This is a genomic window from Muricomes intestini, from assembly GCF_004346165.1.
Classification (GTDB): domain Bacteria; phylum Bacillota; class Clostridia; order Lachnospirales; family Lachnospiraceae; genus Muricomes; species Muricomes intestini.
The window spans coordinates 1-12,530 of record NZ_SLZZ01000024.1 but is presented as its reverse complement, the minus strand read 5'-3'; the positions used below and the strand labels follow the sequence as shown (position 1 = coordinate 12,530).

Annotated in this window: 10 protein-coding genes, 7 tRNA genes, 1 rRNA gene and 1 pseudogene; 2 read left to right on the top strand and 17 right to left on the bottom strand. The window is 38.6% G+C overall.

Annotated elements, in window-relative coordinates; genetic code table 11:
* Positions 1 to 4: 4 nt before the first annotated feature.
* The 9 genes and pseudogenes from EDD59_RS13885 to EDD59_RS13845 form a co-directional block, all read right to left on the bottom strand.
* Positions 5 to 754, bottom strand: a complete 750-nt coding sequence (locus EDD59_RS13885) for a response regulator transcription factor (protein WP_132382899.1) — start codon at positions 752 to 754, stop codon at positions 5 to 7.
* A 2-nt stretch (positions 755 to 756) separates the two neighbouring features.
* The gene (locus EDD59_RS13880) at positions 757 to 2,538 is read right to left on the bottom strand and encodes a cache domain-containing sensor histidine kinase (protein ID WP_132382897.1); all 1,782 of its coding nucleotides are present in this window, start codon (positions 2,536 to 2,538) and stop codon (positions 757 to 759) included.
* 116 nt (positions 2,539 to 2,654) lie between these two features.
* On the bottom strand, positions 2,655 to 3,767 hold the full coding sequence (locus EDD59_RS13875; protein ID WP_132382895.1) for an autoinducer 2 ABC transporter substrate-binding protein: 1,113 nt from the start codon (positions 3,765 to 3,767) through the stop codon (positions 2,655 to 2,657).
* 33 nt (positions 3,768 to 3,800) lie between these two features.
* Positions 3,801 to 4,778, bottom strand: coding sequence for an ABC transporter permease (locus tag EDD59_RS13870; protein ID WP_132382893.1), 978 nt, complete (start codon positions 4,776 to 4,778; stop codon positions 3,801 to 3,803).
* Entirely contained in the window at positions 4,778 to 5,770 is a 993-nt protein-coding gene (locus EDD59_RS13865; protein ID WP_132382891.1) for an ABC transporter permease, read from the bottom strand. Before EDD59_RS13865 ends, EDD59_RS13870 begins: the two co-directional genes overlap by 1 nt.
* 1 nt (position 5,771) lies before the next feature.
* Positions 5,772 to 7,292, bottom strand: coding sequence for a sugar ABC transporter ATP-binding protein (locus EDD59_RS13860; RefSeq protein ID WP_132382889.1), 1,521 nt, complete (start codon positions 7,290 to 7,292; stop codon positions 5,772 to 5,774).
* A 979-nt stretch (positions 7,293 to 8,271) separates the two neighbouring features.
* A complete protein-coding gene (locus EDD59_RS13855; protein WP_132382887.1) occupies positions 8,272 to 9,081 on the bottom strand; it encodes a CPBP family intramembrane glutamic endopeptidase in 810 nt (269 codons plus the stop codon).
* A gap of 422 nt (positions 9,082 to 9,503) precedes the next feature.
* On the bottom strand, positions 9,504 to 9,980 hold the full coding sequence (locus tag EDD59_RS13850; RefSeq protein ID WP_132382885.1) for a cation transporting ATPase C-terminal domain-containing protein: 477 nt from the start codon (positions 9,978 to 9,980) through the stop codon (positions 9,504 to 9,506).
* Positions 9,980 to 10,252 (bottom strand): annotated as a pseudogene (locus EDD59_RS13845) (flavodoxin family protein); the annotation flags it as partial. The gene EDD59_RS13850 and the pseudogene EDD59_RS13845, both read right to left, overlap by 1 nt.
* Positions 10,253 to 10,530: 278 nt before the next feature.
* Between EDD59_RS13845 and EDD59_RS17850 the strand changes: the two are divergent.
* Positions 10,531 to 10,701 carry a hypothetical protein gene (locus tag EDD59_RS17850; protein WP_165920947.1) on the top strand — a complete coding sequence of 57 codons (171 nt, stop codon included), beginning with the start codon at positions 10,531 to 10,533 and terminating at the stop codon, positions 10,699 to 10,701.
* A gap of 163 nt (positions 10,702 to 10,864) precedes the next feature.
* Entirely contained in the window at positions 10,865 to 11,392 is a 528-nt protein-coding gene (locus EDD59_RS13835) for a tyrosine-type recombinase/integrase (protein WP_132382883.1), read from the top strand.
* A gap of 7 nt (positions 11,393 to 11,399) precedes the next feature.
* Here EDD59_RS13835 and EDD59_RS13830 read toward each other — a convergent pair.
* The 8 genes from EDD59_RS13830 to EDD59_RS13795 form a co-directional block, all read right to left on the bottom strand.
* Positions 11,400 to 11,484: transfer RNA gene (locus EDD59_RS13830), tRNA-Leu, on the bottom strand.
* Positions 11,485 to 11,671: 187 nt separating this feature from the next.
* Positions 11,672 to 11,744 (bottom strand) — tRNA-Val (locus EDD59_RS13825).
* 6 nt (positions 11,745 to 11,750) lie between these two features.
* Positions 11,751 to 11,824: transfer RNA gene (locus EDD59_RS13820), tRNA-Asp, on the bottom strand.
* A 50-nt stretch (positions 11,825 to 11,874) separates the two neighbouring features.
* Positions 11,875 to 11,948: transfer RNA gene (locus tag EDD59_RS13815), tRNA-Ile, on the bottom strand.
* Positions 11,949 to 11,990: 42 nt separating this feature from the next.
* Positions 11,991 to 12,063, bottom strand: a tRNA-Thr gene (locus EDD59_RS13810).
* Positions 12,064 to 12,163: 100 nt separating this feature from the next.
* Positions 12,164 to 12,235: transfer RNA gene (locus tag EDD59_RS13805), tRNA-Glu, on the bottom strand.
* 63 nt (positions 12,236 to 12,298) lie between these two features.
* Positions 12,299 to 12,370, bottom strand: a tRNA-Asn gene (locus EDD59_RS13800).
* A gap of 69 nt (positions 12,371 to 12,439) precedes the next feature.
* Positions 12,440 to 12,530, bottom strand: a 23S ribosomal RNA gene (locus tag EDD59_RS13795); the annotation flags it as partial.

The following is a 12,530-nucleotide window of genomic DNA, read 5'->3' as shown; positions in this document are numbered from 1 at the left end:
CCATCTATTCCAATATCTCTTTTTTGTATTCTCGAGGTGTCCTACCGACGGTATTTTTGAAGACCTTGCTAAAATAAAATTGATCGGTAAAACCCAGCACTGCTGCAACTTCACCAATAAGGTAATTTCCTTCATGAAGCAATTCTTTAGCTTTATCTATTTTAATGCCAATCAAATATTCGTGATAAGTACACCCTTTATATTTTCGGAATATTTTACTAAGATATGGTTGACTAATCATGAACTTACTACATATCTGGACAATACTATTGTCATCCGAAAGATGATTATTCACAAAACTATCAATGCTATTTATTAGTTCTTTACCAGATATCCTTGCTGCTGGTAGTTTTAGATTCTCACTATTTTCTTTAGTCGCTATCAAAAGCCGATAAATACGGACAAATAGGTCTTTGAGTTTTGCCGGTTCCACCGGTTTTAATAAATAATCGTAAGCCCCATACATAAAAGCATCATGAACATAACCAAAATCTGAATAGCCACTAACCGCTATACAGATACTACCATTATCATCCTGCTCGGAGATATACTTAAATAAGTCAACCCCCGTCTGTTTCGGCATTTTTATATCACTCAAAATTACATCCGGCTTATATTTCTCATATATTTCTATTGCCTGCTTAACCGTATATGCTTCGCCAATTATTTCAAAATCTTCCACATAATTGTTTATTGCTCTTCTTTCTGATTCTAAAATCGCCGGTTCGTCATCTACTAATAGCACCTTATACATCCCTAGTCCTCTACTTTCATTCTCAAAACAACAGTTGTTCCGCCTTCATCATTTTGACCTAAAAACGTATATTCAAAATCCTCACCAAAAAATATGGATAAACGTATCAAGGTTCCACTAAGACCCATACCGCCAAACTGGATTTGTTCAATAATATCCTTTGCACTTTCGTCATCCTGAAATCCTTCGACACGTCCTTTTATTTTTTCAATATCTTCTAAGGACATCCCTTTGCCATTATCTTTGACTTCAATAATCATATGCCGATCAAAATAAATTACATATACTTTAACTGCTACTGTCTCGGTTTCCAACAAACTATACTTAATTGCATTCTCAACAATTGGTTGCAAGGTGAGTTTTGGAAGCCCTACATTTTTAACGCGATCGTCCAGCTCGATCTCATAAATAAAACGTTGCCTATACCGGCTCTTCATAATTGCAAAATATGCAAATAAATTCTCGATTTCTTCTCCTACAGTCACTTCTGCTGTCGTGTAATTTGATGTATATCGTAATATTTCAGTTAAAGAATAACAAGCATTGGCCGCTTCATCTGAATCGCCACGCTCACACATATTAGCGATACTACCAAGTGTATTGTATAGAAAGTGCGGACTTATTTCTGACTGCAGTACGCCAAAAACCGTTTTGGTCTGAACCTCCAAAAGTTTACTTTGCTTTTCCAGTGATTTTTTCAAACGACTGGTCATATCATCATAAGAGTCAATTAACGTTTGAGTTTCCCAATCCGTTTTCGCCACCTCTGATGAAGGCCTCATACAATTCAAATCTGTATCCTGCATCCTTTTTAGAAACTGATTAAATGGACGCATATTTACTCTCGTTACAAGGATGATATAAAAAACAGTTCCAATAACCAATAGTGCTGCTAAGGCCATTATCCAACGCATTGTTTCCCGAACCGAATGATAAAGAAGATCTTTTGGAAGTGCCAAAATCATCCGACAATCATAGAAATTAGAATCCGCCATAGCGGCAACCTCATCCGGAAAATCTTTATACTGAGTATATTCATCAACCATCTTGGCATACAAACCTAAATCGGCTTCACTAAGCTTCTTATCATCACTTTGATAGAGCATGTCGTTGTCGTGTCCCCAAAGAATAATTGTCTTTAGACGTTCATCACCCCATTTAACATCACAGATACGTTCAATATAAAAGCAATTTTGTTGAACCTCTATGTAGCCCAACACCTTACCCAGCCGATCTTTAATTGGTCTGATTTGAGTAATAACTTCGACTCCTGTTTCCGGGTTCCAGAAATCAATTCTCGGACCTAAAAAGACGCGGCCATTTATCAGTTCCAATTCTTCAATCTTGTTGACATCCTGAACGTATTTGTTAATATCCCTTTGATTAATACTTTTTACGCCGGTGACAATATATCTGCCGGCGGCATCATATACCGCCACGCGCCGAATGTCCGAGCGATTTTTATAGCCATCCGTTAAAATACGCTTTACGGAATTACGCTCCTCCTCATAGGGACTAACTTGAAACGTTTGCCAACTGGTAATAAAATCTCGATTGGAGAGGATGTCGATAATCGTCTGCTCCATGTTTGTTAACCGACTATCTACTTGCGTCATAGTCGTTTCTGTCAACTGTATAAGTGTAACCCTGCCCTCTTTATAGGTTCTCAATGAGTTATAATAGTATAACCCCCAGACGGCAATTCCGACCGCTACAATGACACCAATTACGTATGCCAGACTAAGACGAGTGCTCATTCTTATTTTGAGCTTTGTTCTCTTCATGGGCCTCTCCTTTTACTACCTCAATTAAATGTAATATCGTATGTCTACTATAGCATAGCCAAGGTCATCTCCCAAATTTAATTTGAGAGATGACCTTAGTTAAACACTATTACATTTTAGTAATCGAATTCGTCTACTGTCGCTGAATCAAATACTAAAGCATCTCCCAGAATACAAACTCTGTCAACGATTTCCTTGCCGCCAATACGTCCTGCTGTAATACTTGATGAAGACTCATCAATAGTCCCTTCATTAAGTTGATAAGCAGCTTGTACTGCCAAGTAGCCTAAGTCCATACAATTCCATAGAACACCTGAGTTCATCGGATTTTCATCATCCTTAATATATGTTTTCAGCGCATTTGGTGTTGCTAGTCCAGTTATAGAAATTTTAGAAATATCTGGTTTACTAGATGCTGATTGGAATTGAGCTCCGAGTGCCGGTGTAGCCATTGAAGACAAACCAATCGCTGCTTGAATCTTGTCATCGCCATCACCCATTCGACCAATCAAGGTTGCCGAATCACTATTTACTTTTGTTTCATCTGTACCCGGATAGTATACATCTGTTTCCCTATTTTTAATCTGCATAAAGCTATAATCACTAGTTTCTAACAACACATCAATAGCTTCTTCCCATGCCTTTTGATTTGCGTCTGTACCGGAACTTGAAACTAGTGCAATATTAGCTTTCTTACCGTCTCCATAACCCTTTTCCTTTAGATTATCAGCAACACCATCCAGTAACCCTTTAGCAGCACTTTCAGGAGTAATCTGATTTACAAAGATATCTCGGGAATCCTCTTGTGCATCAGCATCAAAGGTTACTATTTTAATACCCGCATTTTGCGCTTTCTTAAGTGTTGGCGCAATTGCTGTTGGGTCATTTGGTGATACAATGATTACATTCACTTGCTGCGCAATCCAACCTTCTAAAATATCTACTTGCTTCTGATTTGTCGCCTGATCTTGCGGAGGGCCATCATAAAGTAACGTAATATCCAGCTCTTCTGCTGCTTCTTCTGCACCTGTCTTGCACGCGTCAAAATAGTTTTCCCCCTTAAACTTAGGAAGCATTGCTACGGTTACACCGTTTGATTTACTCCCGGAATCATCTTTTGATGTGTCTTTTCCGGAAGAATCAGTTTTACTACACCCCACAACTCCTAGCAGCATCACTGCTAATAAGAATGTTGCAACTATTCTGCTCTTCATCCTGTTCTTTTTCATACCATTAATCCTACCTTCCTTTTTATGTAAATATTAAATTGCTACCGCTTTCTTAACTTCTATTATTCGTTTCTGTTTCGACCTTGCATTTACAACCGCATTGGCGACCAAAGCAATGATTAGTACCGTTCCTTGTATAATTGTTTGAATATCAATCGGAATATTCATTACTGTTAAACCACTATTCAATGTGGCAATGATTAGGGTTGCCAAAATTGTTCCCCGCATATCACCAATCCCACCAGCTATGGATGTTCCACCAAGAACTACAATCGTAATAACCTTTAAATTAAAATTTGTTCCAGCATCGTACTTAACACTGGTGAATCGCCCAAGGAAAATCAGTGCCGCTAAAGCACAGATAACACCACAAAGACAATAAATTCCTATTTGCACACGGTCAGTATCAATACCACTATAGCGTGTGGCATTAGGATTCAACCCGATACAATATAGTTGTCTGCCAAAAGACGTCTTACCCAGTACAAATACAAAGATAATTGCTAATAAAATAAAAATCCATATCTGCATTGGAATTCCTGCAATCGATGTATTTCCCATAAAATCCGCTAGTCCATAGTAGTAAACACTGTCACCCTTTGATATCCCTCTAGCAAGTCCAAGGAATAAATACATAGTCGCAAGAGTGGCAACCATCGACGAAATTTTGATTTTAGCTATAATTATACCATTTATCAAACCACAGATTAGCCCTGTTAACAAGGTTACTAAAAGCGCTGCTATATTTCCCCATTTCATATAGGCTAGTCCACCTAACATTGCTGATAATATCATAGTATTACCCACTGACAAGTCAATCCCACCAGTGATAATAATGAAAGTCATTGGTAAAGCAACAAGACCTATTTCTACGATATTCCTTAGCATTACATTACATATATACGGCCAAGAAAAGAACGAAGGCGCCATAATTCCGATAAAAAGAAATATCAATACCCAAATTACAAATAATGCCTTATTAAAAGAAAAACTTAGGATTTTATTTTTCACTATGCCGCCTCCTTCCTAAGTTGCTTTTCTGTCAGGGGCTCAATTACGCGTTTGCGCTTAATGTGTCTTGCACCACTAACAACCACTGAAATGATGATAATTGCTCCCTTAACAGCATCTGACCAGTTAGGGCTAATTCCAAGGTAATTAATCGCTGGTGAAATCATTGACAGAATAAATGCACCAATCACCGTTCCAACTATACTTCCGGAACCACCGGCCGTACTTGTTCCACCAAGAACTACAGCAGCTATCAAAGTCATTTCTAAACCAGTTCCCATAGTTGTCGTTACTCGTTGTCCCGCAGTTGCAATTATCGTAGATGCAACTCCAAAAAGTGTACCCGCTACTATATAAGTGATTACAACGATCTTATCGACCGCAATCCCCGCCAGTCTTGCACCTTGCTTGTTGTTGCCGATTGCATATATCTTTTTTGCAAAACGAGAATATTTCATAAAAATAAGTGCGGCAACCGTAACAATTAAACAAAGTAGAACACTTGCCGGAATCACTCCAAATATCTTCGCATCGAACGCTAACCATGTAAAACTTGCCGGTAAATCGTATATAGAACCTTCTACCATTAGCGGTAGAATCCCTTGAAAAATCTGAGCCGTGGCAAGTGTAGCTACAATTGCCGGAATCTTCATACCGGTAATAAATAAGCCGTTGATACCACTTAACAACATACCAATTAGCATCGCTAATGGTAATAATCCAGCAAACGGCAATCCACCTTTACCCGCTGCCGCTAATGCTAAACAAATTACCGATACTAAGGCTCCTGTAGAAACATCAATATTAGATGTAATAATAATAAGATTCATCCCTATCGCTGCAATTAGAGTATAACTAAAGGTATTAAGTAAGCTCATTATATTGTTCATGGTATAAAAACCTGGAGCTAATACTCTTAACAGAATTAACGCAACTAACAGGAGGACTGCCAAATAAAACTCCGTTCCTGTTGCTAATTTCAGTTTTTTCATCTTATGCTTTCCCCTCTCCAGTTTCTGTCCCTAGGGCCATTATCAAAATCTTCTCTTGAGTAACTTCATCCCTATCAAAGCTTCCGGCGATGCGCCCTTCCTTCATAACGTAAATTCGATCACACATACCGATAAGTTCTGGTAATTCCGACGAGATCATAATAATCGTTACTCCTTTTTGTGTTAACTCACTAATAATCTTGTGAATTTCCGCTTTCGCACTTACGTCTACGCCTCTAGTAGGCTCATCTAAAATTAATATTTTTGGTTTTAGTGCCAGTGCTTTAGAAACAGATACCTTTTGCTGATTTCCACCCGATAAATTTGCCACCAAAAAATCACCATCTGGTGCCTTAATTCCCATCTCGCCAATGTACTTATCTGCGGCCTTTCCCTCGGCCGGAATATCCATCACACCTAGTGCTTTTGAAAACCGATGCAACTGAGGTAAGGTAATATTCTGCTTGATTATCATATCGACAATCACTCCGTATTTACCACGATCCTCAGAAACATAAACAATGCCTGCTTTTTTAGCGTCACGATAGTTGTTTATTTTTATTTCCTCACCTTCTAAGAACACCTGACCGGCGGCTCTTTCCGTGAACCCGCAAAGAGATTCCATTACTTCGGTCCTTCCAGCACCTGCTAAACCTGAGAAACCTAGAATTTCACCTTTTCTCAAATAGAAATTTATATCGTTAAGAAATCCCTGATCGTAATAATGTTTAACCTCCAAAAGCTTATCACCAATTTTTGTTTCTGTTTTCGGATAATACTCTCCCATCTCACGACCAACCATGTCAGCTACCAGCTCATTCTTAGTAGTCTTTTTAGTATCCTTTGTGGAAATATATTTACCGTCACGAATAACGGTAACTCGATCGCTAATTTCAAATATCTCTTCTAAACGATGACTAATATACACAATTCCCATTCCACTTTTCTTAAGTTCATCAATGATCTTAAATAATGCTTCGACTTCTCTTTGAGTCAGTGAAGCCGTTGGCTCATCAAAAATAATAATATTAGCATTGAAGGTTAATGCTTTCGCGATTTCTACCATCTGCTTTTGAGCCATACCTAGCGCCTTGATTTTTGCATCCAAATCTATCGTTGTATTTAGTCTCTTGAATATCTCTGTAGCCTCCTCTCTCATCGCTGTATAATCAATATGAGAGATTCCCATGGTTTTTTTTGTCTTCTCATGACCCAAAAACAAATTATCAAGAACGGTCATTTCCTCAAATAGACTTGTCTCTTGAAAAATGATAGAGATTCCTTTTTTATATGCTTCCATTGGATTCTTAAAGCACTCGGTAATACCATTTACAACCATTTCTCCCTTGTCTGCTTGATGAACACCACAAACAACCTTCATCAGCGTTGATTTACCAGCACCATTCTCGCCACATACCGCATGAATTTCACCACTACGCAAATTAAGATCTATACCATCCAGTGCCAATACACCCGGGAACGATTTTACAATGTTTTCAAGTTGTAAGATTGTTTCTCCCATTTCATATTCCTCCATTCCTTAAAGCCTTTTCTTGTATCGTTAACTAATCCAAATGAAATACCGGATTTAAATCAATCAAAACTGGACTGTTATCGGCATTTATTTTCATATTATCAGTCATAAAGTTTTACCATTTACGACACACCTCTTTTCCACTACTCTTTTCCCATTTTCCTTCACCTTTTTATCATAATTATATAGGTCGTCCACCTGTTAAGACATCTGCGACTTATTTATGTGTGACATGATCAAACCAAGCTTTATTCCTTCACGTCACTCCCTTTGTGGACGGACGATGCAAAACTTCTATAACAGGAATATACCAGGATGCACAATTATTGATAATATGATTGCGGACTTCTGATTACGGCAAATAGTAGTCTATCTGCCTTTCATAAAAATAAAATTTGTGCAGGGTTTGTTTGCTATGCCCCTTTTATTGGCTTACCTCTACGTTTTTGTTTCAAACTGCACCTCATTTTGTTAAGATAGCTATATCTTATGTCAAAATTACGTTTGATAACATGGAATATCTAAATGCTTTTATATAAAAATAAAACCTAGCAAAATTTGTATTCCTACTGATTTACTTTAAGACAAGTATCAAGTTCTGCCTTATATTTCTTGGCATTAGTAAATACATCAGCCCTGTCTTTAAACAATAGATTAGAAAAGTTCTAAGTCAGGGGCTCAAAATCAAGAGCTTGAGAAATACTTCAAGCCTCTGATTTAGTACTTTTCCTCTGAACCAAGTCACGTATGCGGACAGTATATGCAGTTTTGAAGCTTTATTACGAGGCATTAATCTTCCAATTATCTGACCCGTATGAAGCAAAATCACATCCGTTTAAAGAGGCTATAAGAAGAATCTGCGTTTTCACGGCATGCCCTATAAGCCGTCCTGTTTCAGGCGACTTTTCAGTTTGTCATTATCAGAATTGTAAGGCTGTCAATGGAACGCCTCTTGGCAGGATTTCCTTTATAAATAGTGTTTCGTAACCGATGAATCAGCTCTTCTTGAAAAAACGCAAAACCCAGCGATCAAAACAATGTTTATAATTAAAACCACTATACTCCCCTCGATTTTGGACACACCACCTGTTAATAGTCCATTTCCTTTAAATTCAGTAGAAAATAAATATGGATAATCATCCGCTAGAGATACTCCCCCTAGAATAATAGCTCCGACAGCGTTCCAGATGAAATGCATAATAATTGGTGCAATCAATGATTGTGTATACTCTAAAACTATAGTCATTAAAACACTCATTGATAAAACATTTAAAACAGAAATAATTCCAGCCTCAAAAGCGCCTCCATGCATAAATGTAAACAAGGCTGTCGTAACTATTATAGCTGCCAACATATTATAGTTTGATTTTATCATTTGATATAAATATCCACGGACAAGTAATTCCTGCATTACGGTGTTGATAAGAGCTGAAATCAACCACAGCCACAGCATAGGTATTGCCTTATAATCATTTATTTTCATTACTCCGCAAATCATTAAAACAGCAGTAACAGCTCCCAGCCAAATAGCGCTGATAATCAAACCTGCAATACTGTTTTTTATAGGTTTTGAAACAAGGCACAACCCAATTTTCCGCTTATCAATCAGCCAAAATATAGCAGTAAACACCACTACACACAAGAAAGGGATTAATTCTGCCCAAAATCTCCAGATGGCAGCATTTTCATAGTTTGGTATTGGAAACAATTCCACTAATAGGACCCAACCAATAAAAAACATACTTGTTCTAAGTACCGTAGCTGCTAATTTTTTCATAACTCTTTCCATCCTTTTTTCTTGTTTATTAGAATAAATTAAATTTTCTCAATCAAATTATTCATTCAGTGATGACCAAAGTAGATACTAAATGGTTTTACCAAAATCAAACCAGCTAATACTAAAATTACAGTTAATATAGTTCCTTTCTTCATCATAGCCTCACTCGTTGAGTATAACGGATTTTAGACTATTATTGGGGAAAGTGTAATGAAATACCTGTTTTGTGTACTGACTTTTTGAAGACACCTCTATTTCTGACGTTTACATAAAATTAGATATAGCTCCTATATAGAAAACCTGCCACTGGCAACTTTTCTTGCATACTTTGGTATAAAAATAACCGAATGATTTTCGTTTTTAAAGTCATCCGGTTATTCAATACATACCTTATTGAACATTAGCAGTTCAATAAGTATATATTACCCGGCCTTTTCCTCATGCCGGATACGAATAATAACTTTTGTAATCTCTACAAGTACTAATGGTAGCAGGGAAAGACCTAAAGCGATCATCCACTCCAAGGTTGTAAGTGTAGTAAGACTGAAAAAGCGGCGCAGAGTAGGGATCAGCATAATAAAAGCAAGAATTACTCCTGACACAAGCATTGTGCAATATAATGCTTTGTTATGTGCATTTCCCCTTGCAAAAACAGAGTCTATATTAGAACGCTGGTTTATCGCATGGATTAATTGTGAAGTTGCCAGAACAAAAAAGGCCATTGTCATTCCTTTGCTGTGACTGTCTGTGGTGATACCAAACTGATAGGCCGAAACCGTAGCAGCCGTAATAAATATACCATGCAGGATAACACGAATTACCAATCCACGTTCGAACGGAGTTCCTGGTTTTACTGTTAACTTCCCATAATCGCCCGACTCAACCCCAAGTTGCCCAATAACGGATACTTTTCATAACGACCTAAAGGGGGATTCTTATCTTCCTCGGCAATGCAGTAAAATCTCTCAATGAATAATGCCTCCTTCTGTATACATGGTTTGCCATATCGGCAGGCATTACAACCCACGCACCCCTTTACTTCTGTCCTAAGAAGAGACACAATCTCCACCTTGTGCCCAGCGTACCGCACTCCATTGATAAAAGCATCTACAAGTTGAACGGTGTTTCCGTTAGGACGACCGCCGTCCTGAATAACCAATATACTCTTCATATCCTTAACCTCACCAATTATAATCTTCTGTTCATATTCAGCTCTAAAGTAGGAATCTACACATTATTAATTGCCTCTAAATCTTATTCTCAAAATTACAGCTCTGCATCGCAAAGCCATCTGCCATGATTTGAAATCTATCCTACAGGCAAGAATAATTCCTGTACCTGCTGTTTGGTGAATTTCTTTTCCAAAGTATATTGAATCAATTTCTATGCTCCCTTTGCATTATAATCACATTTTTGACACTGTAAAAGAGCGTTTTCATTATCTTCTTTATGGATTATTATACCTATGAATTTGAACACAATCATGTGAAACCCAACACGGTAATACGAAAACATGCAAATATACATAAGTGCCTGGAGTATGCTGTAAATATCAACTTGCTTAAGGGAAACTCGGCAGACCGCATTGAACGACCGGAAGAAAATGATTACTCATCTTAGTATTATAATGCAGAAGAACTAGCAGAATTATTCAAAGCGGTACACGGAGACCCGATTGAAATCTGTGTAATTCTTGCCGCATTTTATGGCATGCGTCGAAGTGAGGCCTTAGGAATAAAATGGTCCCATATTGAATTTGTCAGTAAGACCATCTCTATAAACCATGTGGTCACGGATATCTATCTGGAGGGCCATTGTCAACATATTTCTACGGACAAGACAAAAACAAAGTCCAGTACCAGAAAACTTCCACTGGTTCCACCTTTTGAAGCTGCTCTTGTACAGCTCATGCAAAAACAGCAGCTACAGCGGGAACTGTGTGGTGATTCCTATTGCCTGGACTCTCTGGATTACATTAATAAGAAATGATTTGGGCGAACGTTTAAAACCAGGTTATATAAGCCAGCATTTTGCTCTTATATTGAAAAAATCTGGTCTGCGCAAGATTCGTTTTCACGACCTTCGGCACAGCTGCGCTACACTGCTCTATACCAATGGGGTAGACTTAAAATGCATACAGGAGTGGCTTGGTCATAGTACAATTGGCACTACAGCTAATCTATATACACATTTTGATTATAGCCAAAAAATAAACACTGCCAATGCCATTGTAGGTAATTTTCCTTCCGCCGCCATGACGGGTGGCTATGTACGGCAAAAGGCTCAAACAACTGATTGTCTAAGCCTTTAGTGAATACTGCCGGTGACCGGACTTGAACCGGTACGGGATTAACTCCCGAAGGATTTTAAGTCCTTTGCGTCTGCCTATTCCGCCACACCGGCAAATCTGTTAACAATCTCTCCTTTTCCTTCCGAATTTGAAGGGATATTTTGGAGGGATGCAAACACATTTGCAAAATATTAAATTATAAAATCCTTGGAATACAAGGTATTCTTTGCCAAAGTGGACGCCCAACGAATTGGATTTTAAGTCTCGGGCATCTGGCCTGTTCCGCCACTGTGGCATATATGGGACCTATAGGGCTCGAACCTATGACCCTCTGCTTGTAAGGCAGATGCTCTCCCAGCTGAGCTAAGATCCCACACAACGACCCAGAAGAGACTCGAACTCTCGACCTCCGCCGTGACAGGGCGGCGCTCTAACCAACTGAGCCACTGGGCCATATTTAATTATTAATCAAATACAATTATCAAGTACCTATTATTAAAAAGTGGACCTTCGGGGACTCGAACCCAGGACCGATCGGTTATGAGCCGATTGCTCTAACCAACTGAGCTAAAGGTCCACATGTATAATGTCCAATACATCCAAAAGACATAAGGACCAAAGCCGATGATCGGACTCGAACCGATAACCTGCTGATTACAAATCAGCTGCTCTGCCAATTGAGCCACATCGGCAAACTACCTAAACTTCAGAGCAACTGATTTGTAACCAGCGCTCTGCCTGAGATTGACGCAGTCAATCTTAAAGAATTGAGCCACATCGGCAAACTAACAATGACTCCTACGGGAATCGAACCCGTGTTACCGCCGTGAAAGGGCGATGTCTTAACCGCTTGACCAAGGAGCCTTACTACTTTTAAATAGCTCATTATATTTTTATAGACCGTAAGTTAAGCCCACGGTCTACAAGCTCCCCGAGTTGGGCTCGAACCAACGACCCTTCGGTTAACAGCCGAATGCTCTACCACTGAGCTATCGAGGAATATTTCAATATTGTGTACCTTCAAAACTACATACAAAGAATCATCCTTCTTATCTCCTATCACTTTGTCTGGTTATGCCCTCGACCTATTAGTAACAGTCAGCTCCATGCATTGCTGCACTTCCACCTCTGCCCTATCTACCTCGTCGTCTTCAAGGGG

What these genes read in the sequence shown, in the direction of transcription:
- EDD59_RS13885 (WP_132382899.1), bottom strand. Translation starts at nt 754, where the DNA reads ATGTATAAGGTGCTATTAGTAGATGACGAACCGGCGATTTTAGAATCA.
- EDD59_RS13880 (WP_132382897.1), bottom strand. Translation starts at nt 2,538, where the DNA reads ATGAAGAGAACAAAGCTCAAAATAAGAATGAGCACTCGTCTTAGTCTG.
- EDD59_RS13875 (WP_132382895.1), bottom strand. Translation starts at nt 3,767, where the DNA reads ATGAAAAAGAACAGGATGAAGAGCAGAATAGTTGCAACATTCTTATTA.
- EDD59_RS13865 (WP_132382891.1), bottom strand. Translation starts at nt 5,770, where the DNA reads ATGAAAAAACTGAAATTAGCAACAGGAACGGAGTTTTATTTGGCAGTC.
- EDD59_RS13860 (WP_132382889.1), bottom strand. Translation starts at nt 7,292, where the DNA reads ATGGGAGAAACAATCTTACAACTTGAAAACATTGTAAAATCGTTCCCG.
- EDD59_RS13855 (WP_132382887.1), bottom strand. Translation starts at nt 9,081, where the DNA reads ATGAAAAAATTAGCAGCTACGGTACTTAGAACAAGTATGTTTTTTATT.
- EDD59_RS17850 (WP_165920947.1), top strand. Translation starts at nt 10,531, where the DNA reads ATGGATTATTATACCTATGAATTTGAACACAATCATGTGAAACCCAAC.
- EDD59_RS13835 (WP_132382883.1), top strand. Translation starts at nt 10,865, where the DNA reads ATGTGGTCACGGATATCTATCTGGAGGGCCATTGTCAACATATTTCTA.